The sequence below is a fragment of the Paenibacillus sanguinis 2301083 = DSM 16941 genome, assembly GCF_000374825.1.
In the GTDB taxonomy this organism is placed as follows: domain Bacteria; phylum Bacillota; class Bacilli; order Paenibacillales; family Paenibacillaceae; genus Fontibacillus; species Fontibacillus sanguinis.
Genome location: NZ_KB895389.1, coordinates 14,085 through 40,936, shown reverse-complemented (window position 1 = coordinate 40,936; position 26,852 = coordinate 14,085). Strand labels below are relative to the sequence as shown.

Below are 26,852 nucleotides of genomic sequence, written 5' to 3'. Positions count from 1 at the left end.
ACCAACGGCCTGTATTACTCATTGTCAACCCATTTATTCCCTGATATGATGAAATAAAAACTGGAGAATATGAGGTGCATTGCCCTTGAAAGCACATATTATGGACCTCAGTCCCGGCGACCTTCTACAACAGGATGTGTATAATCATTTTGGCGTCCTTGTTCTACAGAAGGGGTCCGCGTTGACTAATGAAGCTATTGCCAAGCTAATACAGCATGGCATCGATTATGTAGATATCGAAGCCAAGACCATCCAGGTAGATTTCCCATCGTCCGGTCGCATGGCAAGTCCGGCTCAACGAGTAAAGGCTTATATGGACGAAGGGATCGATAAGTTTGAAGAGATATTTTTGGAAGCGTTAACCAATGGCAAATTCAACAAATCCAAGGTAGAGCAATTAATGAATCCCCTTCTCTCGGAATTAGAGAGCCAGAAGGATGTCGTCTCTCTATTGCTTGCAATCGAGGACGACGACAACTATACATACAATCACTCCATGCAGGTGGGCATGCTATGTTATTATATCGCCGCATGGCTCGGCTATTCTCAAGAGGAAGCTCATCAAGCTGGCAAAGCCGGCTACCTGCTGGATATCGGTAAATCCAAAGTGCCTGTCGGTATTTTGTCCAAGCCCGGCAAGCTAACCCCCGAGGAATTCGAGGAAGTTAAGCTTCATACCACTTACGGTCATGACATTATTATGGAATCAACCGGTGACGAACTTTCCGCCCTGGTAGCCCTGCAGCATCATGAACGGGAGGATGGCAGCGGCTATCCGCATGGATTGCGCGGCCATGAAATACATCCTTACGCCAAGATTGCCGCAGTAGCCGATGTATACTCGGCCATGACCTCCAAGCGGGTCTATGGCTCCAAGCAGGAGCTGTTGTCCGTATTGCGTGAGCTGAATAGCCTTAGCTTCGGTAAGCTCAGTCCTGAGCCAACTCAGGCGCTGATCCGCCACCTGCTGCCGAACTTCATCGGCAAGAAGGTCCTGTTGAGCTCCGGGGAATCCGGCTCCATCGTCATGACCAATCATACAGACTTCTTCCGCCCGCTCGTTCAGACTGACACCCGGTTCATAGACCTGTCCAAGGAACGAAAGGTATCCATTGCCGAGGTATACTTGTAGAAAACAAAAAAACCTGCCAGCCGCTGATTTGGCTTGCAGGTTTTTACTTTTTAAAAGTGAGTGTGCTTAACTTTCCATTGCTCTAATTTAATGTTCAGCCAGAAAGAATAAATACCGAGTGTAATGATACATAGCAGCAGCCACTTAATCCAATTCCCAAACAGGCCAACCGCTGTTCCATCAAACTTTAAACGGCGTCCTTCAATAACGGTATGCTCGATCTTCCAGCGATAAATCATTACAAGGCTCCATGGGTAACAGATACCTAGCGTAAAGATCGTCACCAGCCAGCCAAGTATACTCCATCCAATATACTGCGCAAGTCCACCATCAAATACTGATGGATGTTGTCCGCTTGTTACATATTGCGACTTCTGTGCAGTATTAGGTTCAATCACCACATTCATATCCCTCATCCTTTGCATTGTATTGTAAGGAATAATATTCTACATAGAGGACAATTTTCCTCCTTCTTTAGACATATATTTTAGCGAAATAGTCGATTAGGCCTATGAATACAAAAAAAATTTGCAACACATAAGAAAAACATCTATTGATGTACTATCTTTGAAGCCAGACCACGTTAAGCGGTAGTTTTTCTTGCGATTATAGAATTGTTCAGCTCCGCTGAAAACTTATAAATTCTATAATCTTAAAAAATGTGGTACGGAACGGCCTAAGCCGTTCCGTACCACATTCTTTTGGTCCTAAAAATCTTGCTGCATCAGAGGTTATCGGACTTAACCGATGGAACCCTCCATTTCAAATTTGATTAATCTATTCATCTCCACCGCATATTCCATCGGCAGTTCCTTCGTGAAGGGTTCAATAAAGCCCATAACGATCATCTGCGTTGCTTCTTCTTCGGTAAGCCCGCGGCTCATCAGGTAGAAAAGCTGCTCCTCGGACACTTTGGATACGGTCGCTTCATGCTCCAGTACAATGTTATCATTCATGATCTCATTGTACGGAATCGTATCCGAAGTTGATTCGTTATCCAGAATGAGCGTGTCGCACTTGATGTTCGACTTGGCCCCCTCCGCCTGACGGCCAAAGGAAGCCAGCCCGCGATACGTAACTTTACCACCATGCTTGGAGATGGATTTGGAGACGATGGTTGATGTTGTATCGGGCGCCAGGTGAATCATTTTTGCGCCTGCATCCTGGAGTTGACCCTTGCCAGCCACAGCAATCGACAGCACACTGCCTTTAGCTCCGCGTCCCTTCAGGATAACAGCAGGATATTTCATCGTCAGCTTGGAGCCGATATTCCCGTCAACCCACTCCATATTTGCGTTCTCCTCCGCTACCGCCCGTTTAGTCACCAGGTTGTAGATGTTTGGAGCCCAGTTTTGAATCGTCGTATAGCGAACGCGAGCATCCTTCTTCACAATGATCTCAACGACGGCGCTATGCAGCGAGTTGGTGCTATAGACCGGAGCCGTGCAGCCTTCGGTATAGTGCACGAAGCTGCCCTCATCGGCAACGATCAAGGTCCGCTCGAACTGCCCCATGTTCTCGGAGTTAATTCGGAAGTAAGCTTGCAACGGAACCTCGCATTTAACTCCCTTCGGCACGTAAATGAAGCTGCCTCCGGACCAGACTGCACTGTTCAAAGCCGCAAACTTGTTATCTGCCGGCGGCACAACCGTACCGAAATACTCCTTGAATAACTCCGGGTATTCCCGTAACGCTGAATCAGTATCCATGAAGATAACACCTTGATCTTCCAGATCCTTCTGGATACTATGATATACAACCTCGGATTCGTATTGGGCAGACACCCCTGCCAGGAACTTCTGCTCCGCTTCGGGAATCCCCAACTTGTCGAAGGTTTCCTTGATCTCCGCAGGAACCTCCTCCCATGTCTTTCCTTGCTTCTCCGAAGGTCTAACATAATATTGAATATCGTCAAAATCTAATCCGTTTAAATCTCCGCCCCATTGAGGAGTCGGCATCTTCTCAAATTGCTCCAGCGATTTCAGACGGAAGTTCAACATCCACTCCGGCTCATTCTTAATCCGTGAGATTTCCGTAACGATTTCACGGGTCAAGCCTTTGCCCGACTGAAATATGGACTTATGCTCATCGCGAAAGCCATATTTGTACTCTTCCAGTTCCGGTGCTTTCTTGGCCATGTTCGGCTACCTCCTTAGGGTTTATGATTCTGCCTGAATGCCTTTCTTTAGGGCATTCCAGGCTAAAGTCGCACATTTGATGCGAGCAGGAAATTTATTAACGCCAGATAAAGCTTCAATGTCTTCATAATCATCAAATTCTACGGATTCTCCCATCATGAGCCGGGAGAACCTTCCAGCCAAGTCCAGAGCCTCTGCGAAGCTGCGCCCCTTCACGGCCTCCGTCATCATGGAAGCCGATGAGATACTGATTGAGCATCCTTCCCCGGTGAACCGGGCATCGCGAACGATATCCCCTTCCACAATAAGCTGCAAGGAAATCCGGTCACCACAGGTGGGGTTGTTCAGGTCAACAGTCACAGCTTCTTGCTCAAACTTCCCCCGATTGCGCGGATTCTTATAATGATCCATAATGACGCGTCGATATAAATCGTCCAGTTGCATTATCCAAAATACTCCTTTGTTTGGATTAGAGCTTCCGCCAGCCGGTCAATGTCTTGTTCTGTATTGTACAGATACAAGCTGGCTCTGGCCGTCGCGCTCGCTTCAAGCCAGCGCATTAAGGGCTGACAGCAATGATGCCCTGCCCGAATCGCAATGCCCGAAGCATCAAGCACGGTCGCTACGTCATGAGGATGGATATCCTGAAGATTGAAGGTAAGCAAACCAACTTCGCGCTCACTTGGCCCATACAAGGTCAATCCCTCGATGTCTGCCAGGCGGTCCATCGCATAAGCTGCCAGCTTGGCTTCATGGCGATGAATGTTCTCCAGCCCAATCGATTCCAGGAAATCAATGGCCGCTCCCAATCCAACAGCGCCGGCAATAATCGGCGTACCCCCTTCAAATTTCCACGGAAGCTCCTTCCAATTGGATTCATACAGGCCAACATCGTCAATCATTTCTCCGCCATATTCGATCGGCTCCATGGCCTCCAGCAGATGCTTCTTACCATATAATACGCCAATCCCCGTAGGAGCGCACATTTTATGGCCGGAGAAAGCATAGAAATCAACATCCAGTTCTTGCACATCCACCTTCATATGCGGTGTACTTTGCGCCCCGTCCACCACCATCACAGCACCATGACGGTGAGCAATGGCCGCTAATTCCTTAATAGGATTCACTACGCCAAGCACATTGGATACATAGGCAATAGATACAATCTTTGTCTTATCGGTAATTACATTCTCCGCATCAGCCAGATCAATATGACCATCTGGCTGAAGTGGAATGTATTTCAAGACAGCCTTCTTCTTCAAGGCCAGTTGCTGCCATGGAATCAGATTGCTATGGTGCTCCATCGGTGTAATAACGATTTCGTCACCTTCACATATAGTATCTCCTCCATAAGAAGAAGCTACCAGGTTCAACGCTGTGGTCGTACCTCGGGTGAAAATAATTTCCTCGCGATGTGCCGCCCCGATGAAACGGGCCACTTTGTCCCGGGCTCCCTCATAAGCGTCCGTAGCCCGGCTTCCTAGCGTGTGCACACCGCGATGAACGTTTGCATTATCCCACTCGTAATAATGCCTCACTGCCTCCAGAACCTGAATTGGCTTCTGGGCGGTAGCCGCGCTGTCCAGATATACGAGCGGATGACCGCTGATCTCCTGCTGCAGAATTGGAAACTGTCGTTTAAGTTCCCCAGCATCGATACTCATTGTCCCAGCTTCCTTTCCACCAGACCTTGCAATTGCTTCTGCAGCGGCTCCAGCGGAATATCCGAGACGACCGGTGCGAGGAAGCCATATATAATCAACCGTTCAGCATCTGCACGCGAAATCCCGCGGGACATCAGATAGTAAATTTGCTCTGGATTCACTTGTCCGACAGAGGCCGCATGGCCTGCCGTTACATCATCCTCGTCAATAAGCAAAATCGGGTTGGCATCTCCACGCGCTTTCGGACTCAGCATCAATACCTTCTCCGTTTGCTGTCCGTCCGCTTTCGTGGCCCCCTTCTCAATCTTCGTAATGCCGTTAATAATGGCGGTTGCTCCTTCGCGCATCACAGCCCGGGTAATCATCTGGCTGCTGGAGCTCTTGCCGTAATGGACCGCCTTGGTCGTATAATTCAGCCGTTGTGAGCCGGAACCAACAGCAATTACCTTGGCATCGGAAGTGGAGCCATTCCCCTTCAGGATCGACAACGTTTCGCTGGCCGAGTCACCGCTATTCATTTCACCAACGATCCATTCAATGCTTCCGTCGTTCTCCACAACGGCCCGGCGATAAGTCAAATCGGTCGCTTGTTCACCCAGATGATGCACACTGGCGAATTGCACCTTTGCTCCCGGCTTGATATACACCTCGGAAGCCCCGTTATGCACTACGCTCTCGCTCAAGTTCACCGAAATATAGTTATCAACATAGGTTACCTGACTATTCTCTTCAGCAACAATCAGCACATGCGGCGCAAACACAGCGTCAGCTTCGTCCAGCAAGAAGATGCTTTGCAGCGGCGTATCGATTACGACATCCTTAGGAACATAGAGGAAAACCCCGCCGCTCCACAAAGCGGCATGCAGGGCAGCCAAGCGATGCTCCTCCGGTTTGATTACCGTATGAAGGTATTTCTGTACCAGCTCGCCATGCTCACGCGCAGCCGTCTCCAGATCGGTAAAAATCACGCCTTGGGCAGCCAGCTCCGGAGTCAGTCGAGCAAATACCGGGCTAGCATTACGTTGTACCAGCAAGTTGCTCTGCTCCGTCAAGTCTACCAATGAATGTACGCTGTCAGGAAGCTGCTCCAGCGTGTTCCCGCGTTCTGCGCCGAAATCACCAAAGTTGCTCAGATTCCAGCGGTCCAGCCGCGTCTTTTCCAGTTTGGGCAGATCCAGTCCTTCAGCCAACCGCAAAGCCTTCGTACGGCTGTCCGTCAGCCACGCAGGTTCCCCCTGCTTCAGGGAGATTTGCTTCAATTGTTCCGCTTCTACCGGAAGAACGGTTTGTGTCGTCATTCTCTATTCCTCCTTCCGTCTAGGCTTCTTGACCGACCGTTTCGTCCACGATACCAAGCTCTTCCTTAATCCAGTCATAACCATCCTGCTCCAGACGCTCAGCCAGTTCAGGGCCCCCGGATTTAACAATACGTCCTTGCATCATAACATGGACGAAATCAGGCTTCACATAATTTAACAGACGTTGATAGTGGGTAATAATCAGGAAGCCGCGATCCTCACTCCGCATGGAATTGACACCGTTAGCTACAATTCTCAAAGCATCAATGTCCAGACCGGAGTCGATCTCATCCAAAATAACGATTTTAGGATCAAGCAACATCATTTGCAGAATCTCGTTACGCTTTTTCTCCCCTCCAGAGAAGCCTTCGTTCAGATAACGATGAGCGAACTCAGGGTTCATCTCCAACGCCTTCATCTGACCTTCCATTTGACGGATGAATTTAATCAGAGAAATCTCGTCCCCTTCTTCACGCCGTGCGTTGATGGCGCTGCGCAAGAAGTCAGAGTTCGTAACCCCCGCTATCTCGCTTGGATATTGCATAGCCAGGAACAAGCCAGCACGAGCCCGCTCGTCCACAGCCATCTCCAGCACGTCTTCGCCATTCAACAACGCTTTCCCATCCGTAACCTCATATTTGGGATGACCCATCAATGCAGAAGCAAGCGTACTTTTCCCGGTACCGTTAGGTCCCATGATGGCATGAATTTCGCCGCCTTTTATTTCAATATCAATCCCCTTCAGGATTTCCTTGTCCTCGATTGTTGCCTTAAGCCCCTCAACCACAAAATGCGTCGCCATAAGCTTACTCCTTCCATTAACAATAATTAACGTTATTTGATCAAGGGCGCCGCCCTTGTTCTTGCCATTGTACCATAATAATTATCAGTTTAGAATGATTATCGCTGATTCTCACTGATTCTCATTTCATTCTATCCTACTTTTTTTGCATAAGCAACGTATGTCCGCCGATATCCGCTGGCAATGTGTTTTATGTCACAGACACATGATGTTGACTTGACAATTGCTTAAACGCATAGAAGGACTCGGCCATCCCTATGGCCAAGTCCTTCTGCGCGGCGGTCTGCTCTGCGGCCTTCAAGGCCCCTCGTTAACGCCACTACCTCTGTTAGCCCAAGTAAGCCCGAAGCATCCACATATGCTTCTCCAAACTACCTACATAACCTGTTAGCAAATCCGCAGTGGCATCATCGCCTGCTGTTCCGGCTTGCTCGATTCCTTCACGGTAGGATTCGCACAAGGTTGCGAGATCCTCCAGCAAATGTTGAACCATCGCTTGCGGCTCTTCCTTGCCGGAAGCCTCCTGAATAGTAGCTAATTCTAAATATTCCTTCAACGTTGCTGCCGGATTCCATTTTAATGTAAGCATCCGTTCGGCAATCGCATCCATCTGCTCAGATACTTCATTATATAGCTCTTCGAATTTAACATGAAGTCTGAAGAAGCTGTTCCCCTTCACAAACCAATGGTAGCTGTGCAACTTGACATAAAGTACGTTCAGATTGGCAACCTGTTCATTCATCAATGATTCAAGTCTGGATGTGTTTGTTTTTCCTGTTGATTTTGCATCTGATTTAGCCATGCTAGTCCCTGCTTTCTATAAAAGTTTAGTGTATTCAATCCTCAAGCCGCAGCCTGAGCAATGATCTCAAAAGCCCTGACGTGCACATCTCATACTTACCCTTGTTCAGTATTTGCGAAACAAGCATGGCTCATTCTTTGCGAACAAAGTGTGAACAAGTCTAAAGTAACTTAGCTGCTCCATACTTTGAATTTTCAGCAAATTTGCAGAAATTCTCAGAATTTGGACTATGATTGTTTCGTTAGCAATGCTATTATTAGTTGGGTATTTTTTGTGAGCAATTCAATTTTCAGCCTAAGGACGAAACTTTTTGGGGGAGCTATGAACAAACAGAATGAACAACATGACGAAGAAGAGTTGGGCTATTTGTTTAACGTCGATATTCTGATCAAAGGCAATTCCAATGCATTGGCATTACAATCATTGCTTGAACTGCTCAACAACAACGACAACATTATAGATTATCGAATTAATTCGGGTTCACAGCTTGGCAAGATCATTGAATCCATGCTTGCCAACTCTAAACAGGCACATATTAAATCATCGCACAAGCATCCAGAGATACAGGAGTCTCCTCCCAAATCCAGCAAATTACCCGTTGCTGCCGAGGAAGCTATTTCGAGCAGCTTCAAGGATATTGCTGCCAGCGAAGAATTTCAGGCCTGGATTCAGAACTATATCAACAATAACCGACTTGTCCGCCTCTATATCAAACGCAACGGAAAACGAATAAACATACCTTGCCGTATTCTGAATTTCCAACCCGAAGTCTATACACTCAGCGTTTATCATGTTGATGAGAAACAGGTCTACACTTTAAAGTTAAGTGAGGTCATCGATTTTCTCGACACTTAAAGTGCGTGTTCAAAAGTCAGGTTCACGATTTAATCTTGTTACTTTACTTCTACAAATCCACGCAAAGAACGGTGAGCATTTTCGCTTCAGGAAGCTAACTCACCGTTCTTATTCATTAACGCCATGCTGATGGTTGGCGGATCAATTCTCTAGCCTATGCGCCAGGAGTTGCCCCTCCAGGCCTCTATAGCCAGCAGCAGCCAACCTGCCAGAAAAGAGACACCTCCTAACGGAGTTACAGGACCCAGCCATCTCCACTCCATAATGGCGAGACCGTATAGGCTGCCGGAGAATAGAACAATGCCGATGACAAACAAACGGTTAGCCCAGCGAAGTCGCCGGGACGTCCCCCATTTCTCTGCAAACAAGGCGCATGCCAAAATAGCAAGCCCGTGGATCATCTGATAGTGGACTCCGGTCTCATAGGTTTCGAGAGCCGAAGCCCCGATTTTTTCTTTAAGAATATGGGCGCCGAAGGCTCCCAAAGCTACTGCCAGCAGCATGATGATAGCTCCAATTCCCGCATAATTGCGCATCCTTGCCTTTACCTCCTACAATGAATTCAACCTTCTTCATAAAAGTATAATAACCCAAGGACTACCTCAATTACCATTCATCCCGCAATGCGGCACCTCAAAAGAACCTTGCATTTTCCAGATAGATATGAAAGATTAATCATAAAAGATTAATTAAAGGGAGTTTTTTATGAACTACAACCCAACAGAACACTCATCTTATTCACCACAACCTGGCGCAGACCTTCCACCTGTTACAAAAGCTAAATTTTCAGGACCGGGCATCGCTTCTTTTATTGTTAGCGTGCTGGCGCTGATTGGATATGTATCATCCCTGGTGCTCTTCGCTTCAGCTGTTGTTAATATCATGGATCAATCGATCATGCCAACCGCTGATGATATTATGTTACGCGCAGACACCATCTCCGCAGTATTTCTCTTCCTGGCTTCGCTATTTCTTAATCTGATCGGGCTGGTGTTGGGAATCGTCGGGCTTGCACTCAAGAACCGCAGAAAGGTATTTGCCATCCTCGGGTTAATCTTCTCCTTGCTGCCCGGATTGGGATTTATCGGCCTGCTCATCACTGGAAGCATGGCTTCGCTCTAATAGAAAACCTATATCTGTGCTTGTTCTTCCATGGCTGTACGTTCCCTCTTCCCGTCATTTTTGCTAAAATGGAATAGGTTTTTCTAAATGATATGCTGCACTCATGTAATGAATTAGTATGATTTGGAACAAGGAGACTGTGTATGCCTAATGTAAAGATTTTTTCAGATAGCACCTCGGACCTGCCTGGCGATTGGCTTCAGCGCCATGATATCAGCCTTGTTCCGCTATATGTCGTGTTCGGAAGCGAGACATTCCGGGACGGCATCGATATTACTCCAAGCGATATTTACCAACGTGTAGAAAAAGAAGGTACCCTGCCAAAGACGACAGCTCCCTCCCCGGGAGATTTTGTTAGCGCCTTTGGACCCTATATCGAACGTGGACAGGATATCGTATATATCAGTTTGTCGTCCAAGCTATCGTCTACGTATCAAAATGCAAAGATTGCGGCAGGGGAATTCCCCGAAGGCCGCATTCATGTCATTGATTCACTGACCTTATGCAGCGGTATTGGTCTACTGGTTATGAAGGCCGTCAAGCTGGCGGAGCAAGGCCTCTCTTCAGAAGAGATTGCCGTACAAGTCAGCGCAATGCGGCCACAAGTAGAGACTCAGTTTGTTATTGATACGCTCGAGTATTTATATAAGGGCGGACGCTGCTCCGGAATGCAGCATTTCATTGGAAGCCTGCTGCAAATTCGTCCGGTGCTTAAGCTGGTCGATGGCAGCATCATCCCCGCTTACAAGGTGCGCGGCCGCAAGGAGAAAGCGGTACAGCAAATGCTGGATAACGCCCTTGCCGATAAGGACAACATGGATCAGGATTTGATTCTGGTAGTCCATACAGAGGCGGAAGAAGAAGCGCTGAAGCTTGCCTCCATTTTACAAGAACAGACCGGGGCCCGCAAAGTTGCCGTATCCGAAGCGGGCTGCGTCATTTCGAGTCACTGCGGACCACACACCATCGGTATTATGTACACCCGGAAATTACCCGTTCATTAAGGTAACAGCTATATCATGTCCTGAACAGGAGGGGTTACCATGGGCTCGATTAAGATTTTTGCGGACAGCACCTGCGATCTGCCTTCAGAGTGGATTCAGCAATACGATATTGGCATTGTGCCTCTATATGTGACGTTCACCGATCAAATCTACAAGGATGGTGTAGATCTCACCGTACCCAAGCTTTACGACAAAGTAACGGAATCGGGGAGCCTGCCCAAGACAGCCGCCCCTTCTCCGGCCGATTTCATTCAGTCCTTTGCTCCATTCGTACAAGAAGAGCGGCAAATCCTGTACATTAGCTTGTCCTCAGAGCTGTCCTCCACCTACCAGAATGCATTGCTGGCGGCAGCGGAGTTCGCCGAAGGCGACGTGACTGTCTTCGATTCCCTCAACCTGTCCTCCGGTATTGGGCTTCTGGTGATGAAGGCCGCACATGCAGTAGAGCAAGGCAAAGGCATCCCTGAAATTATCGAGCTGCTAACCGCCGTACGCCCGCAGGTGGAAACGGAGTTCGTCATCGATTCGCTGGATTACTTGTATAAGGGCGGCCGCTGCTCCGGAATGCAAAATATCGTAGGCAGCTTGCTCAAGATTAGACCGGTTATCAAAGTGGTGAATGGGAAAATGACCCCTGCTTACAAAATCCGCGGCAGCAGAGACAAGGCGCTGGATCGATTGTTAAGCAATGCGCTTAGCCATGTGGAGGAGATGGACCAGGATCTGATCTTCGTTACCCATTCCTTGGCTGACGCGGATGCCCAGCTTCTAAGGCAAGCGCTGGAACAAAACACGCAGGCTACAGTTGCCATTTCGGATGCCGGCTGTGTCATCTCCAGTCACTGTGGCGCCAAAACAATCGGTATTCTCTATACCAAAACATTGGCTTGAATCCATCGGCATGACCGACATGCTTGCCAAGCTGTCTTGAATTACGCATGGCCCAGTGGGAAGCGTGGTTTGAGGCAGCTCTTTCTATTTCCGTCGTTTACAAACCCCTATCCTTCACATATCGTTCCTCTCCCTGAATATACTTTAGTTACATCCACTAAACAGCGAAATTACAATTCTGCAAATCCCCATATGGAGGTGTTCCCCATGTCTTCACCTGAACGGTATAACTTTGTCGTCTCCAAGGAGGATTGGTCGCTGCACCGCAAAGGGTATCAGGACCAGCAGCGCCATCAGGAAAAAGTACGGGAAGTGATCAGGCAGAATCTACCCGATCTGGTCACCGAAGAGAACATTATCATGTCGGACGGTAAACAAATCATTAAAGTCCCTCTACGAAATCTGGAGGAATACCGGTTCATTCATAACTATCAGAAGCAAAAGCACGTGGGGCAGGGCGATGGCGACAGCCAGGTCGGCGACGTGCTGGGACAGGATAGCCCCAAGAGCGGCAAGGGCGGGAAAGCAGGGGACCAGCCCGGCCAGGATTACGTAGAGACCGAGATCAGCATGGAGGACCTGGAAGATATGCTGTTCGACGAGTTAGAGCTTCCCTTTATTCAAGATAAAGATAGAGAAGAATTGGAGAGTGAAGCAATCCGGTTTAACGATATCCGCAAAAAAGGGCTGATGTCCAACATCGACAAGAAGCGTACCATCCTGGAAAATTTGCGACGCAACGCCACCTCTGGTCAGCCGGGCATCCATGGCATTTCGCCCGATGACCTCCGCTACAAGACTTGGGAGGAGATCGTCGTCCCCCGCTCCAATGCCGTTATCCTGGCCATGATGGATACCTCAGGCTCGATGGGCGCCTTCGAGAAATACTGCGCACGCAGCTTTTTCTTCTGGATGACCCGCTTCCTCCGCCATCAATATGAGAAGGTCGATATCGTATTTCTGGCCCATCATACCGAGGCGAAGGAAGTTACGGAGGAAGAATTCTTCACTCGCGGGGAGAGCGGGGGCACGATCTGCTCCTCGGTATATCAGAAAGCGCTGGACATCATCGACTCGCGTTATCCCCCCTCCAGCTACAATATTTATCCGTTTCATTTCTCGGATGGAGATAATCTGACCTCGGATAACGAGCGTTGCCTTAAATTGATCGGTGAGCTACTCAAGCGGTGCAATATGTTTGGTTACGGGGAAGTCAACCAGTATAATCGTGGAAGCACGCTGATGTCGGCCTATCGGAATATTAAGCAAGAGAAATTCATTCATTATGTAATTAAGGAAAAAGGCGAGGTATACCATGCGCTGAAGCGATTTTTTCACAAGCGTGAGGGAGGTGCGGCCAGTTGACTCAATCCCAAGCTGAGCTGGAGTTCGCCATTGCGGAAATTATGGAGATTGCCGATAGCTTTGGGCTCGATTATTATCCGATGCGCTATGAAATCTGTCCTGCCGATATTATCTATACCTTTGGCGCTTATGGAATGCCCACCCGCTTCTCTCATTGGAGCTTTGGCAAAACCTTTAACAAGATGAAAATGCAATATGACTTCGGGTTAAGCAAAATCTATGAGCTTGTCATCAATTCCAACCCCTGCTATGCCTTTCTCCTGGAGGGCAACTCGCTAATTCAGAACAAGCTGATTGTCGCCCATGTGCTGGCACATTGTGATTTCTTCAAAAATAACTTTCGCTTCTCCGCCACCAACCGCGATATGATCGAGAGCATGTCTGCCACGGCCGAGCGTATCAGCAGCTACCAGTTGGCCTACGGGGCAGATACCGTCGAGAGCTTCATCGACGACGTGCTGGCGATTCAGGAGCATGTAGATCCCCAACTGATCAAGCCCATGCGCTACGATAAGCGGCGACAGTTGGAAGAGAAACGGCGGAGAGCCCGCGAGGAACGGAAGCATACCACTAAGCCAGGCATCTACGACGACCTGTGGGCGCTGGACACGGCGCCAGAGGGGCCTTCTCAAGGCACCCCCTCCTTAATCGCATTTCCCCCTGAGCCAGAGAAAGACCTGGTATGGTTCATTCAGGAATATTCCGAAGTGCTGGAGGACTGGCAGCGGGATATCTTGAGCATGTTACGGGAAGAAATGCTGTACTTCTGGCCGCAAATGGAGACCAAAATCATGAACGAGGGCTGGGCATCCTACTGGCATCAACGCATTATTCGGGAGCTGGACTTGAGCAGTGAGGAGACGATTGAATTCGCCAAGCTGAATTCCTCCGTGGTGCAGCCCTCCCAGCAAAGCCTTAATCCGTATTACCTTGGCCTGAAAATCTTTGAGGACATTGAACGCCGCTGGAATCAGCCTACTGAGGAAGAACAGCGCCGCTTCGGACGGATCCCCGGGAAGGGACGGGAGAAGATGTTTGAGGTGCGGGAGCTGGACTCGGACATTTCCTTCTTGCGCAGCTATCTGAGCAAGGAGCTTGTTCAGGACCTGGATCTGTACATCTTCGAGAAGCAAGGCCCGGAATGGAAAATTACCGACAAAACCTGGGAGCATATCCGCGATCAGCTTGTCGCTTCGCGCGTTAATGGAGGCTCCCCTTATATCGTTGTCCAGGATGGCGACTACCTTCGCTCAGGCGAGCTGCTGCTCAAGCATCAATATGAAGGTCTGGAGCTGGATCTGAAATATCTGGAGCGCACCCTTCCCCATGTTTATCACTTGTGGGGGCGCCCCGTTCATCTGGAGACCATTGTTGAGGACAAACGCGCCCTTTTCTCTTACGATGGGCAAAAGCATCAACGCAAAATATTATCGTAGCCAAGGCCAGGCAACTGCCAGAAATACAGTTGCCTGTTTTCATTATAACAAGGACAAGACATCGCCGAAATTGACCCTCAATCAGAAAATGGATATTATTGAAATAATAGAATGCGCAGAGGTTGGTGGTGCACTTGAACTCTACAACCACGATACGTTCAATCCTGACTGATCATATGAGGCAGGAAGGCCTCAACCTGAACCAGTTCGCTCAAAGGGTGGGGCTGAATGCGGGCTCGCTTAGCTCGATTCTGAACGGGCATAGAAATTTAACGATTGAGCAACTGGACCTGATGACGGAAAGCTTCGGGCTCCATCGGGGCTTTTTTTATAGCCGGTATTTTGAAGAGCTTATTGCCGAATCAACGCCCAATTGGCGGCGAATCAAGCCTTTTCTGATCGCCTGTGCGGAGGTTGGCAACTCGGAATATTTCCGTAAATCCATCGGGTTGCTGCTGGAGAACCTGATGTATGCTCAAGTTCTTTTTGAAGTAGCCGAAGACCTCTATCATAACAACAACAAGAAATTCGCTGCGATCATTTATGACGAAATTGCCTTTGGTGAGAAGAATCAGCATTCCGAACGCCTTGCCCTCTGCCAATACCGCTTGTTCCTGTGTAAGCTGGAGCATGATCAGGAAATGAACTACCAGGCAGCTATACAGTTTGAGCTATTTGTCGAACGATTAAGTGAATTTGACCAGCTTGAAGCTCTGAAGGATTTAGCCAATACTTACCGTTCACTGCGTCGATGGGACAAGGTGGAGGAAGTAGCGGAGCAGCTACTCAGAAAAGCCAAGCATCAATATCAGAGAGGGGCGCGTATTAAGCAGGAGAACCTTCCTGTAAAACCGCTGTTCACCTATGTGGCCTATGCCTATCTCCTTCTTGGCAGCGTAAACGAATCCAGACAAGATTATGATCAGGCCTTACAGTTCATCAAGCTTTATGAGAACCTGAATTGGGTAAGGGAGAACGATGAGACTGCAATCGGATGGAAGGAAAAATTTCAATCCTGGGCTAAGATGAACACGATAGTGACCCAATTAGCCGCAGGTGATTCAAGTGTGCTTCCGGAGTACGTCTCCTATATGGAATCCCATGAGGCAGAAATATGGCTATGTCTGCTCAATATTGTTACAGCTGCCAATCGTCACAACTATAACATTGATGGCATCCTGGAACGAATTGAATATGCTTCATTGCTCCATCAGTCGGAGTATGAAACAGACATCTATACAAGGCAAACCATTGATGAGCGTATAGCCCGTTGTTACTATGAGCTTGCCGCCTATTATCTCCACCGTGGCGCAGCAAGCCAAGGGTTTAGCCACCTGATGAAGGCTTTGGAAAAAGCATCTTTAATTAACGAGAAGAGCTGTATAATTAAATGTGTAGGCTTATTTGAGAACTTCAGAGATAACAGCAACGAGAGCATAATAGAGACCTACAAAAAACTTATTCGAGAGGTGTATAGGAATGAAAAGTAAGCTGAGCGCTCTCCTGGTAAGTGTTTTTTCTCTAATTGTAATTTCTACCCCCTACATCCTTCGTCTCATGGATCATCATGGAGGAATGTAAGCTGGCAGCATGAACATAAACGAACGCAAATAAGACCAGTCCCAGACTGGTCTTATTCATGCCAGATTTATGTCAAAAGTCTGTATTAACGGTTCAGCAGACTGCCCACATAACGAAGCAATTCATTGGCACATACCGGGCAATAGCCGTGCTCGTCAATCAGCCGTTTGCTCACTTCGTTGATGCGCTTCAATTGATTTTCATCCGGCGTTTTGGTCGACGTAGTAATCTTGACGATATCCTTCAAATCGGCGAACAGCTTCTTTTCAATCGCTTCCCTCAGCCGATCATGGTGATTGTACTCAAATTTGCGTCCCTTACGCGAGTAGGCAGAAATACGAATCAGAATTTCTTCCCGGAAAGCCTTTTTCGCATTTTCCGAAATGCCGATTTGCTCCTCAATCGAGCGCATCAGCCGCTCGTCAGGGTCCAGCTCCTCATCCGTCAACGGATCACGAATTTTGGTCCAATTGCAGAAAGCTTCGATATTATCGAGATAGTTCTCGAACAAGGTCCTAGCCGATTCCTCGAAGGAATATACAAATGCCTTTTGCACTTCCTTCTTGGCCAACTCATCGTATTCCCGGCGGGCGATGCCGATAAAGTTCAGATACCGCTCACGCTCCTCCTTCGTAATTGAAGCATGCTGGTCCAGACCGTCCTTGATTGCCCGCAATATATCGAGCGCGCCCATACAATGCATATCCTGCTTGATCAGGGCACTGGAAATCCGGTTGATGACATAACGCGGGTCTACGCCAGACATCCCTTCGTCCAAATGCTCATTTTGCAATTCCTTCAAGTCGGCGTCCTTATAGCCTTCTACTTCTTCACCATCATACAGGCGCATTTTCTTCAATAGGTCAATCCCCTGCTTCTTCGACTCCTTCAACCGGGTCAAAATCGAGAAAATCGCTGCGGCTCGCAGCGCGTGCGGAGCGATGTGAACATGTTTCATATCACTTTGGGCGATTAGCTTGGCGTAGATTTTCTCTTCTTCAGACACCTTGAGATTGTAGGGAATAGGCATGACAATCATTCGAGATTGCAGGGCTTCATTCTTCTTGTTGCCAATAAAAGACTTGTATTCCGCCTCGTTCGTATGGGCGATAATGAGTTCGTCTGCACTGATAAGCGCAAACCTGCCTGCCTTGAAATTCCCCTCCTGGGTCAGCGACAGCAAATTCCACAGAAATTTCTCGTCGCATTTCAGCATTTCCTGGAATTCCATCAACCCCCGGTTGGCTTTATTCAGCTCACCATCAAACCGGTAAGCCCGCGGATCAGACTCCGATCCATATTCCGTAATGGTCGAGAAGTCGATACTGCCCGTCAGGTCGGCTATATCCTGTGACTTCGGATCGGAGGGGCTGAATGTACCGATGCCCACGCGTTCATCCTCTGAAAGCAATACCCGCTCTACCCGCACATGCTCTATATCGCCGCCGTACTCTGTCTTGAGCCGCATCTGACATACCGGGCAGAGGTTGCCCTCAATACGAATGCCCAACTCCTGCTCCACCTCGGGCCGAAGCTCATGCGGAACCAGATGCAGCGGGTCCTCGTGCATCGGGCAGCCTGCAATAGCATATACCGCTCCCTTATCGGTACGGGAGAATTTCTCCAGACCTCGCTTCAACAAGGTGACTAATGTCGATTTCCCGCCGCTTACGGGGCCCATCAGCAGCAAAATTCGCTTGCGCACATCCAGCCGCCGGGCCGCCGAGTGGAAATATTCCTCAACCAGCTTCTCAATAGCGCGATCCAATCCAAAGATCTCCTGCTCAAAAAATTTATACCTCTTCCGGCCATTTACTTCCTCTACCCCGAAAGATTCAATCATTTCGTAAACCCTGGCATGGGCGGTCATCGCAGGCGTTGGATCCTTCGCAAGCATTTCAATATATTGTTTGAATGTGCCGCTCCACGATAAGGAGTCGCTTTCCGCCCGGTAAGCTGCTATACGATCAAAAATGTCCATGTTAGGTCCTCCTCTACTCCCGCATAGGGGTTCTCCTGCATCCCCGGCAACCTTCCATTCAAGTGTTACAGATGGAGCTTCCACGATAAAAAGTGTATTACATACCTATGCGGCTTTTGGGGAGAAGTTGACCTTTTTCCCAATGAAAATATTCGTATGGAAAAAGTAGGAATTCACGTTTATGCTATAATTTAATCGGATTATCGGAACAAAAAGGAGATTATGATGGCGGTACAACATGAAACAGAATTGTACGCTCCGTTAAAGGCCTTTTTTGAGGAGCGGGGATATAACATCAAGAGCGAGGTGCGGCATTGCGATCTGGTTGGCTTGAAGCCGGGCAGCGACCAGCCGTTGATTGTAGAGATGAAGAAGACCTTCAACCTCCCTCTGCTGCTGCAAGGTCTGGAACGCCAGCGTTCCAGCACAGAGGTCTATCTGGCCGTGGAGCGCAACCGGGCCAAGAAGGGCGCTCACAATCAGCGGTGGAGCGAAATTACGCGGCTCTGTCAACGGCTTGGCCTGGGGCTGATCACCGTCACCCGCTACAAAACCAAGCCGGCCTTCGTAGACATTTTGTGTTCCCCCGGCAACGAAGCTATATATTCTCCGGGACCGAAGGTGGTCAAACGGCGAGCGGAACGGCTGGTGCATGAATTTAATGAACGCAGCGGCGACTACAATGTCGGCGGAAGTCACGCCACCAAGCTCGTGACCGCCTACCGGGAGAAGGCACTGCGCGTCGCGCTGGCGCTCCAGGAAGGCGGAGAGCTGGCCCCTAGGCAAGTGCGCGAACGCAGTGGTGTCGGCACCGCTCCTGCCATCCTGCAGCGCGATTACTACGGCTGGTTCCACCGCAGCGGATACGGCCGTTACGTGCTGACTCCGGCCGGTGCAGACAGCCTGCGGGAATACGCCCATGTGGTGGATGCATGGCGGCGCGAAATCGCCGCAACGTCATCCCTGGAAGTGGCCCCTGACGCAGCAGCCATCGAGGGAAAAGCGGCGGAAGAGTTCATTAAGTAGCCTGGGGCAATAGCAAGCGCAGACTTCAATTAGGTAGTGAGCCACGTAGACACTGAGGACAAGTGCGATAAAGTGAATGCGCGCGGGCTGGCTAATCCGCCCCACGCGCCGTGAACTCTCCGAGGGCGGCGGCAAGGCGCGCCAGCCCTTCGCGAAGTATCGCCGGCTTGTGCGCGGCGACATTCAGCCGGATGAAGCGCTCATCCGGCTCGTTGACGTAGCACAGCGTCCCCGGCAGGAACGCTGTGCCTTCCAGCAGCGACGCGCGCAGCAGCGCTTCGCTGGAGATCCCGGCGGGCAGGCGCAGCCACAGGAACAGCCCGCCGCCGGGATCTTCCACGCAGGCGCCACGCCATGCCGGCGCCTGCAGCAGCGCCAGCGCCAGCTTGCGCTGCGCGGCGTACGCCGCTGCAGCCGCGGCCAGGCGCAAGCGGCCGTGCGCCGGTGGCTGCACCAGCCAGGCGTGCAGCCGCCGCCCGCGCGCGGCAAGCTCCGCCGCACGGGCGCTGCCCGATGCTGGAACGCGGCGCAGCCGTTCCAGCACTGCCGCTTCGCTGCGCAGCCAGGCCAGAGGCCATGGCAGCCCCAGCGTGCGATCCCAAGAGCCGATGCCGATCACCACGGCATCGGACAAGCCCGCCTGCTGCCGCAGCCGGTACAGCGAGGGCGCAGGCCGCCCGGGCTCGGCGGCCTGGCCTGGCCCCCGCTTCCGGCAGGCTCTCGCCTCCGCCGCACTTCCTTCACCGATGCCCTCGGCGAAGAGCACAGCCCCTGCCGTGTCATCCTCAATCACCGGCAGGCCGAACTGCCCGCTTAGCTTAAGCAGCTCCAGCTTGCGCTCACGACTCCACACCCGGCCGGACGGGTTGGAATAGTGCGGCGTGACATAGATCAAGGCCGGCATCTGGCCAGCCCTCTCGCACTTGCTCCGCAAATCGTCCGCCAGCATCCCGTCCCGGTCACATCCCACCGGGACAGCATGAATGCCGCGATGCCTAATAACCGCCAGCGCCTCCGGGCTGGTCGGCGTCTCTACCAGCACCGTCCCTCCCTCCGGTACTATCGCCTTCAACACCAAATCAAGAGCCTCGTCTGCCTGATCGGTCAAGAGAATATTTTTAGGGGTGGTTCCCCCTCCCTCTGTTTGGTTATAGGCCTCAGAAAGCCAACTCAGCCAAGCCTCTTCCTCTGCATCCCTTTCAGATGGAATTTGTAGAACCTCGCCTGTTCCCATGTGCTTCCCGGCCTTTTCACCCTCTTGCCCGGGCTTTTCCGCAGCATTCGCCGCATAAGCTGTAGCCCAGCCTCCTCCGTCTCCCTGTGGCCCCGCCAAAGAAATCAACTTCCCCTCCCGATATCTCTCTTCAAGCTCTTGCGCAAAGTGATGCGGCAACAATGGCTTCAGCAGCTCCAAGCCCGGGTCCATGCTCATCGCCCTCCCCTATCTTTACTTGGCTACGCCGATTGTACCCCGGGACAAATTCCCCCGACAACTGCGCCTCAAATTGCTCGCAAAATACTTATCGGTTGAACCTTAGTTCAAGTACCTAGAAGTGTGGTGAACCATTTGCCGAAGAGCTGGTAGAGCAAGACAAATTTTGACGAATTTTGTCCTTTTTGCGAAGACTATGTCGCCGTGATAGAATGGGAACTGCAAATAAATGTTTTGAGGTGATTTACCATGTCTTACTCTACGGAGCCTGCACCAGCTAATGAAATGAAGCGCAGCAGGAAGTCGCAAAGGTCATCCGTAGCCATCATTATACTCATATGGGTGCTCTTGATCGGCGCGGGGGCGACCGCAGCCTATTATTATAGCAATCATCTGAAGCAATCGATGATAGACCAACTGGATGCCAAATGGCAAAGTGAAACTGCCTTGATGAAAGAGGATTACACCTCCCAGCTTGCAGCTTTATCCGAAGAAATGAAGCTGCTGCAGGGCAAGGTGGACACATTTAATGAATTACTGGAATTTACCAAGGATAACAGCACGGAAAAAACAGACAACAGCAATAAGCTATATAGCCAGCTTAGCGAGGTCAAGCAGCAGCTTGCCAAGCTGCAGAAGCAGATGGGTTTATTGAAATGATTACACCTGTCAAGCAAGTCAACCGTTTTTTCCTGCTGGCTACCGGCCCCCTCATCGGGCTGCTCATTGCTTTGTTTATCGGAGGCGCAGCAATTGAATGGAACAATAACCTGAACAAGCTGACGCACGAAGCCGACATCTTTCAGACTGCCGCCACGGTCTCGGCTGGATTGGATCAGGCGGAGGCCAACGCCAAAACAACCATTTCCTCCATACGTGAGACAGCAGAACTGTATCATAAGACAACAACGACTATGAGTTCCATCGTAACTACGGCTAGAACTGCCGCAGGAAAGCCGGAAACCATCTATAACCGCCGGATTACGTCCAAGCTGGGGACGCCCTACCAGACGATCCAAAGCGACCGCATCCGTATCGAGTTGTTTAAGATCAATCCTGGCAGCTATCGTGGTTATGCGATGAAGATCAAGCTCAAGTCCCCGGATGCCATGAAGATGACGCTTGGCAAGGATAAGCTTGGCGGGGCCGAGACGACCAAGCAAGCCGTGCAGCGCTATAAGGCCGTGGCCGGAATTAATGCCGGCGGCTTTGCCGACTCCCGGGGAGCACGTTACCCATTAAGCACCACGATGCTGAATGGGAAATATCTCAACGGCTTTGAGGCCACGTTCAAAGATCTGTTTTTTGTCGGCCTGAACAAGTCCGGGCAATTGATTGGGGGAAGATTCAAAAAGCAAGAGGACCTGGATCGTAAGCAGCCTTTATTTGGCGCCTCTTTTGTCCCGGTCCTGCTGCAAAATGGCAACAAAACGGCGATTCCGCCGAAATGGCAAACCTCGCCCTTGCGTGCACCGCGTACAGTCATAGGCAACTATAAGGATGATCAACTGGCGGTACTCGTCATTGATGGACGGGACGAAAGTGGCAGCTCTGGCGCTACTCTAACCGAGCTTCAAGAGAAGCTGTGGAAGATGGGCGTTCAGGATGCCTACAATCTGGATGGAGGTGGCTCTTCCTCTCTCGTCGTCAATGGCAAAGTGGTTAACAAGCCATCAGATGGCGCTCTTCGCCCAGTGCCAACCCATTTCCTGTTTTTCAAATAGAAATTTCAATGAGTTAGTCTATGAAATAAATCATATTGCAATTTATTTTTAGAGGATTGACGGGTATAATAAGACAGAGGCATATAACGTGGAGGTGTTCGGTTTTGTCATTCTCTATAACGTTCTGGATCATTGCCCTTGTGATGGTTATGCTCATATGCGGTATTTTAACATCCTCATACAACGACGATAAAACCAAAGGCCTGTGACCTAAATAAGCTTCCCCCAGGGGAAGCTTATTTAGCGTGGTACACATATACGCCTACGCCTTTAATCCTATTTAACGCCGCCCTGAGCCTTCCATGGACGACGAGTCTGGATCATCATATTCGTCTGCCCTGTCTCTTAAGACAATTGATTCATCTCAACCAGGCATTGACCACAGATGGAACGCTCTTTAAAATCGCCGACATTCTCCATCGAACCGCAGAACACGCATTTTGGCCGATATCTTTCCAAAATAATGTGGTCCCCCTGCACCAAAATTTCCACAGGATCGCCCTCGTTCATTTGATATCTCTTACGCAGCGACTTCGGCAACACGATACGTCCCAGTTGATCCACTTTCCGGACCACACCAGCAGGTTTCATAAAATGGCACACCTCTCCTGAAAAGAATAGTTATGTAGAAAAATAGAACCAAATACCTAATCTCTTATAATTCGCTATTATTTTCAGGATTCCTGCTGCATTTCGACGTTTTTAAAATGATTTTGACGAAATTCCTCGAATTTTTATGCCATTCCCGGAAAATCAAGCTGCCGCAGGGCCTCATATACGATAATTGCCGCAGAATTCGACAAATTCAAAGAACGCACCTTGTCCGTCATAGGCATTCGCATCATCGTTTCCGGATGGGCTTCCAAAATTTCCGGTGCCAGCCCCTTCGTTTCTTTGCCAAAGACAAAGAAATCTCCGTCCTGATAGGTGAAATCCGTATAACGTTTCGTTGCCTTCGTTGTCCCGAAGAAAAATCGGCCCTCCGGATACATATCCTTCACTTCCTGGAAGGAATCATGATATTCGATATGCACCGCATACCAGTAATCCAGCCCGGCCCGCTTAAGCGTCGCATCGTCTGTCCGAAAACCCAGTGGACGCACTAAATGCAAATGAATGCCGGTAGCCGCGCATGTTCTTGCGATATTGCCTGTATTTGCCGGAATTTCCGGCTCCACTAATACAATGTGTAACGCCATGATGATCGAACTCCCCATCTTGAAACCATAATATTGTTGCCTCAACCGTACTTGTCTCATTATAGCAAATTAGCAGCCAACAGAAAAAATGAACTCCACGGCAAAGCAGGCTCCATCATCGCGTGAGTTCACGATGATGGAGCCTGCTGCATTTATTTCATAATTAACCGTGCGTTTTCTGGAATTGTCCCATAAAGTCCACCAGCGCCTTAACAGCTGCATAAGGAACAGCATTATATATAGAAGCTCTCAGGCCGCCAACACTGCGATGTCCCTTGAGTCCGATAAATCCTTCTTTTTCCGATTCTTTAATGAATAGCTTCTCCAGCTCTTCAGAAGCCAAGCGGAAAGTCACGTTCATAGTTGAACGGCTATCCGGCTGAGTACAGCCACGGAAGAATCCGTTGCTCTCATCAATGAAGCGGTACAGCAGATCTGCCTTCTCCCGATTCTTCTGTTCCACCCCGGTCAGAGCCCCCTGTTCCTCAATCCATTTAAGCACTTCGTTGACCATGTAGATCGAGAAGGATGGCGGCGTATTATATAGCGAGTTGTTGTCTGCATGCGTATCATACCGGAACATCGTTGGCAGATGCTTCGGAGAATTTTGCAGCAATTCCTCACGGGCTATCACAACGGTTACACCGGACGGACCAAGATTCTTCTGCGCTCCCGCGTACACCATACCGAACTGCGTCAGATCAAACGGACGACACAGAATATCGCTCGACATGTCTGCAATCAATGGAACATTTCCCGTATCCGGGAATTCGCGGAACTGAGTTCCCTCAATCGTCTCGTTAGAGGTCAGATGCAGGTAAGCTGTATGCTCCGGAAGGCTCAGGCTACTTAAGTCAGGCATACGCATATACTTGTCCGCTTCGGAGGAACCCGCAATAAAGGTATCGCCGATGAGCTTTGCTTCTTTAATCGCTTTATTGGCCCAACTACCCGATTTCACGTACCCTGCCGTTTTCCCTTCGGTCAACAAGTTCATCGGCAGCATGGCAAATTGAGTAGACGCCCCGCCCTGCAGGAATAACACCATGTAGCCGGACGGATTGCCCAGCAGCTTCAGCAAACGGCTGGAGGCTTCATTATGCACTGCCTCATAAACAGCCCCCCGGTGAGACATCTCCATTATCGACATGCCTGTTCCGTGAAAATCAACAAACTCCGCTTGCGCCCGCTCCAGTACCTCAAGCGGCAGCGCAGCCGGGCCTGCATTAAAGTTAAAAGCTCTGTTACTCATTTCTCCCCATCCCTTCCGTCACATTTGATGTATGGTTTCCATATAGTTATCGATTATCATAGCAACTTATTCTTTTTGCAGCAAGCAGTTATTTCGCAAAAAGGCCATCCGTTTACAGAAATGACACATTAACGCTTTATTTAAATGAAGATAAGCAAAACAAACCCGCCAAACGGCCCTTAGTCCGCGGCAGGTTTATCCTTTTTTTCTACTCTTTTTTGGCAACTACCCCTTGATCGCTCCTTCGGTAATCCCGGCAAAAATATATTTTTGCAGCAACAGATAGATGACAATGGTCGGAATTAAGACAATAACGATAGCTGCCGACAATTGGCCAAAATCGGAGGACCGCTGCCCCACAAAGGTCATTAAGGCCGTAGACAGTGTGTGCAATTCCTTGGAAGGCATATACAGATAAGGAATATACATGTCGTTCATGATGTCCACAGCTTTGATAATCGCCAGTGTAGCCGAAGCTGGCAGCAGCAGTGGGAAAATGATTTTCCGGTAGATCGTCAAATAGGATGCGCCGTCTATCATTGCACTCTCATCCAGTTGGCTGGAAATCTTCTCAATGAATTGCAGGAAGATAAAGATTTGCAGCAAATCCGTTCCCGCATAGATCAATAACGGAGCAAATATCGTATCATACAGCCCCAGCGACTTAATAATCTGAAACCGGGACACCTCGGTAGTATAGTAAGGAATGACCATGGCTACCATGAACATAGCCATGATCAGCTTTTTTACCCGGAAATCAAATCGATTCAGAATGAAAGAGGTCATGGAGCCAAGCACGGTATTCAAAATAACGCTGACCACGACCAGAATAGCCGTATTCCGAAAGCCCACCAGCATGTTTCCTGTCTTGAAGGCGGTAATCAGGTTGCCAAACTGCCACGATTCCGGCAAGGCGAGCGGCGAGGACTTCATCAGTTCCGGTCCGGTTTTAAATGCTGTGAACACGCTGATCAGGACCGGGAACAGGACGATGGCACTGATTAAGATAAAGAATAGATACACAGGTACACGAGACGACATCCGTCTGATCATTTATTCCTCCCCCTTCCCGCCAAGCAGCTTGCTCTGTAGCATGCTGAATGCAATGATCATAAGCATTAACATGACGGCCAGCGAAGAAGCGAGTCCATAATTGTTATATTTGAACGCTGCTTGAATGGTATACACAGTGAACGTACTACTCGAAGTTCCCGGCCCGCCTTGAGTCATCAGGAACGGAATATCAAATACTTGCAGGGCCCCTCTGACATTCAGGAAGAGGACAATCTCTATAACTCTTCGGATGCCGGGGACGGTAATGTATCTAAATTTATGCCAGCCATTGGCTCCATCAATTGTGGCCGCCTCATACAGGTCTTGCGGTACTGACTGCAAGCCCGCCAGGAACAGGATGACGTGAAAGCCGCTAAAACGCCAAAGGGATACAGCTACCAGTGAATAATTGACCACGTTCGGATCACTAAGCCAGCTTTGGATCAGACCTTCCAACCCCGCTGCTCCCAGGAGCGCATTCAGTGGGCCATTGATCGGGTTATATAGATAGCTGAAAATATAAGCTACGGCCACTCCATTCAAAATGTAAGGCATAAATACAATGGAGCGGAAAAAGCGGCTTGCCCGAAGCTTCTGATTAAGCAAGACAGCAACCATAATTTCAACCGGAATGAAAACCAAGTGCATGATAAAATACAATAGATTGTTGCCCAGTGCATCCCAGACCCCTTCTGTCCGGAACGCCATCAGATAATTTTTTAACCCAACATAGCTGAAGGATTCCGATATCCCATTCCAGTCCGTCAGGCTGAACTGAAACAGCTTCAAGGTAGGATACAGCAGAAATAACATCAACAGTCCTACCGGTATAAATAAAAATCCGAAAATTACCAGTTTCTTTTGCAGGTTATAGTTCATATCTACCACTTCCTTTTATATCCGGCGGCCATCCCGCGTAAGTTGAACCAGCAATTAATGCAGAAAAAGCAAGAGAAAAAAATGATTCTGAAGAAGCTCAAAGCTTTCTGCAAGAAAGCTACATCGGAAGCTTACACTTGTTCGCCTTTGTGAATAGATTTCTACTTTATTTGAATTCATTAAATTACAGAAATCCATGAACAACAGCGATCGTAA

Annotated in this window: 26 protein-coding genes; 11 read left to right on the top strand and 15 right to left on the bottom strand. The window is 49.3% G+C overall.

Features of this window, described 5'->3' with window-relative positions; translation table 11 throughout:
• Positions 1-85 precede the first annotated feature (85 nt).
• Positions 86-1,132: an HD-GYP domain-containing protein gene (locus tag C557_RS0118360; protein WP_026263563.1), complete on the top strand. Its 1,047-nt coding sequence runs from the start codon at positions 86-88 to the stop codon at positions 1,130-1,132.
• Between the two features lie 50 nt (positions 1,133-1,182).
• On the opposite strand, the gene C557_RS0118355 is transcribed toward C557_RS0118360, so the two are convergent.
• The 7 genes from C557_RS0118355 to C557_RS0118325 form a co-directional block, all read right to left on the bottom strand.
• Positions 1,183-1,539: a DUF898 family protein gene (locus C557_RS0118355; RefSeq protein WP_018753347.1), complete on the bottom strand. Its 357-nt coding sequence runs from the start codon at positions 1,537-1,539 to the stop codon at positions 1,183-1,185.
• A 333-nt stretch (positions 1,540-1,872) separates the two neighbouring features.
• Complete coding sequence (sufB, locus tag C557_RS0118350; protein WP_018753346.1) at positions 1,873-3,270, bottom strand: Fe-S cluster assembly protein SufB; 1,398 nt, start codon at positions 3,268-3,270, stop codon at positions 1,873-1,875.
• Positions 3,271-3,291: 21 nt separating this feature from the next.
• A complete protein-coding gene (sufU, locus tag C557_RS0118345) occupies positions 3,292-3,714 on the bottom strand; it encodes a Fe-S cluster assembly sulfur transfer protein SufU (protein WP_018753345.1) in 423 nt (140 codons plus the stop codon).
• Entirely contained in the window at positions 3,714-4,934 is a 1,221-nt protein-coding gene (locus C557_RS0118340; protein WP_018753344.1) for a cysteine desulfurase, read from the bottom strand. Before C557_RS0118340 ends, sufU begins: the two co-directional genes overlap by 1 nt.
• Positions 4,931-6,232, bottom strand: a complete 1,302-nt coding sequence (gene sufD / locus C557_RS0118335) for a Fe-S cluster assembly protein SufD (protein ID WP_018753343.1) — start codon at positions 6,230-6,232, stop codon at positions 4,931-4,933. The genes C557_RS0118340 and sufD overlap by 4 nt, the downstream gene beginning before the upstream one ends.
• 19 nt (positions 6,233-6,251) lie before the next feature.
• Entirely contained in the window at positions 6,252-7,034 is a 783-nt protein-coding gene (gene sufC, locus C557_RS0118330; protein ID WP_018753342.1) for a Fe-S cluster assembly ATPase SufC, read from the bottom strand.
• A 328-nt stretch (positions 7,035-7,362) separates the two neighbouring features.
• Positions 7,363-7,836: a Dps family protein gene (locus C557_RS0118325; RefSeq protein WP_018753341.1), complete on the bottom strand. Its 474-nt coding sequence runs from the start codon at positions 7,834-7,836 to the stop codon at positions 7,363-7,365.
• A 321-nt stretch (positions 7,837-8,157) separates the two neighbouring features.
• On the opposite strand from C557_RS0118325, the gene C557_RS0118320 reads away from it, so the two are divergent.
• Positions 8,158-8,691 (top strand): hypothetical protein, encoded by a 534-nt coding sequence (locus tag C557_RS0118320; RefSeq protein ID WP_018753340.1) that lies wholly within the window; start codon positions 8,158-8,160, stop codon positions 8,689-8,691.
• A gap of 149 nt (positions 8,692-8,840) precedes the next feature.
• Here C557_RS0118320 and C557_RS0118315 read toward each other — a convergent pair whose 3' ends face one another.
• Positions 8,841-9,227, bottom strand: coding sequence for a DUF423 domain-containing protein (locus C557_RS0118315; protein WP_018753339.1), 387 nt, complete (start codon positions 9,225-9,227; stop codon positions 8,841-8,843).
• Between the two features lie 169 nt (positions 9,228-9,396).
• Between C557_RS0118315 and C557_RS0118310 the strand changes: the two genes are divergently transcribed.
• The 6 genes from C557_RS0118310 (at position 9,397) to C557_RS0118285 (ending at position 15,999) form a co-directional block, all read left to right on the top strand.
• Positions 9,397-9,813 (top strand): hypothetical protein, encoded by a 417-nt coding sequence (locus tag C557_RS0118310; RefSeq protein WP_018753338.1) that lies wholly within the window; start codon positions 9,397-9,399, stop codon positions 9,811-9,813.
• A gap of 143 nt (positions 9,814-9,956) precedes the next feature.
• A complete protein-coding gene (locus C557_RS0118305) occupies positions 9,957-10,817 on the top strand; it encodes a DegV family protein (RefSeq protein WP_018753337.1) in 861 nt (286 codons plus the stop codon).
• 39 nt (positions 10,818-10,856) lie between these two features.
• Complete coding sequence (locus C557_RS0118300; protein ID WP_018753336.1) at positions 10,857-11,708, top strand: DegV family protein; 852 nt, start codon at positions 10,857-10,859, stop codon at positions 11,706-11,708.
• A gap of 207 nt (positions 11,709-11,915) precedes the next feature.
• Positions 11,916-13,073: a sporulation protein YhbH gene (gene yhbH, locus C557_RS0118295; RefSeq protein ID WP_018753335.1), complete on the top strand. Its 1,158-nt coding sequence runs from the start codon at positions 11,916-11,918 to the stop codon at positions 13,071-13,073.
• Positions 13,070-14,509, top strand: a complete 1,440-nt coding sequence (locus C557_RS0118290) for a SpoVR family protein (RefSeq protein ID WP_018753334.1) — start codon at positions 13,070-13,072, stop codon at positions 14,507-14,509. Before yhbH ends, C557_RS0118290 begins: the two co-directional genes overlap by 4 nt.
• A 128-nt stretch (positions 14,510-14,637) precedes the next feature.
• Positions 14,638-15,999, top strand: a complete 1,362-nt coding sequence (locus C557_RS0118285) for a helix-turn-helix domain-containing protein (protein ID WP_240472982.1) — start codon at positions 14,638-14,640, stop codon at positions 15,997-15,999.
• Positions 16,000-16,175: 176 nt separating this feature from the next.
• Here the strand turns inward: C557_RS0118285 and C557_RS0118280 are convergent, their stop codons facing one another.
• Positions 16,176-18,071: a PrkA family serine protein kinase gene (locus tag C557_RS0118280; RefSeq protein WP_018753332.1), complete on the bottom strand. Its 1,896-nt coding sequence runs from the start codon at positions 18,069-18,071 to the stop codon at positions 16,176-16,178.
• Positions 18,072-18,296: 225 nt separating this feature from the next.
• Between C557_RS0118280 and C557_RS0118275 the strand changes: the two genes are divergently transcribed.
• The gene (locus C557_RS0118275) at positions 18,297-19,097 is read left to right on the top strand and encodes a DUF2161 family putative PD-(D/E)XK-type phosphodiesterase (protein WP_018753331.1); all 801 of its coding nucleotides are present in this window, start codon (positions 18,297-18,299) and stop codon (positions 19,095-19,097) included.
• 91 nt (positions 19,098-19,188) lie between these two features.
• Here C557_RS0118275 and C557_RS0118270 read toward each other — a convergent pair whose 3' ends face one another.
• A complete protein-coding gene (locus C557_RS0118270; RefSeq protein WP_018753330.1) occupies positions 19,189-20,523 on the bottom strand; it encodes an aminotransferase class I/II-fold pyridoxal phosphate-dependent enzyme in 1,335 nt (444 codons plus the stop codon).
• A gap of 255 nt (positions 20,524-20,778) precedes the next feature.
• Between C557_RS0118270 and C557_RS0118265 the strand changes: the two genes are divergently transcribed.
• Both C557_RS0118265 and C557_RS0118260 read left to right on the top strand, forming a co-directional pair.
• Positions 20,779-21,189: a hypothetical protein gene (locus C557_RS0118265; protein WP_018753329.1), complete on the top strand. Its 411-nt coding sequence runs from the start codon at positions 20,779-20,781 to the stop codon at positions 21,187-21,189.
• Positions 21,186-22,253, top strand: coding sequence for a phosphodiester glycosidase family protein (locus C557_RS0118260; protein ID WP_018753328.1), 1,068 nt, complete (start codon positions 21,186-21,188; stop codon positions 22,251-22,253). Before C557_RS0118265 ends, C557_RS0118260 begins: the two co-directional genes overlap by 4 nt.
• A 345-nt stretch (positions 22,254-22,598) precedes the next feature.
• Here C557_RS0118260 and C557_RS0118255 read toward each other — a convergent pair whose 3' ends face one another.
• From C557_RS0118255 to C557_RS0118235, 5 genes are all read right to left on the bottom strand, one after another.
• Positions 22,599-22,844 carry an AbrB/MazE/SpoVT family DNA-binding domain-containing protein gene (locus C557_RS0118255; RefSeq protein ID WP_018753327.1) on the bottom strand — a complete coding sequence of 82 codons (246 nt, stop codon included), beginning with the start codon at positions 22,842-22,844 and terminating at the stop codon, positions 22,599-22,601.
• A 143-nt stretch (positions 22,845-22,987) separates the two neighbouring features.
• Entirely contained in the window at positions 22,988-23,452 is a 465-nt protein-coding gene (trmL, locus tag C557_RS0118250; protein ID WP_018753326.1) for a tRNA (uridine(34)/cytosine(34)/5-carboxymethylaminomethyluridine(34)-2'-O)-methyltransferase TrmL, read from the bottom strand.
• A 163-nt stretch (positions 23,453-23,615) separates the two neighbouring features.
• Positions 23,616-24,704, bottom strand: coding sequence for a 3-phosphoserine/phosphohydroxythreonine transaminase (gene serC / locus C557_RS0118245; protein WP_018753325.1), 1,089 nt, complete (start codon positions 24,702-24,704; stop codon positions 23,616-23,618).
• 225 nt (positions 24,705-24,929) lie between these two features.
• The gene (locus tag C557_RS0118240; RefSeq protein WP_018753324.1) at positions 24,930-25,757 is read right to left on the bottom strand and encodes a carbohydrate ABC transporter permease; all 828 of its coding nucleotides are present in this window, start codon (positions 25,755-25,757) and stop codon (positions 24,930-24,932) included.
• The gene (locus C557_RS0118235; RefSeq protein WP_018753323.1) at positions 25,758-26,636 is read right to left on the bottom strand and encodes a carbohydrate ABC transporter permease; all 879 of its coding nucleotides are present in this window, start codon (positions 26,634-26,636) and stop codon (positions 25,758-25,760) included.
• Positions 26,637-26,852 lie beyond the last annotated feature (216 nt).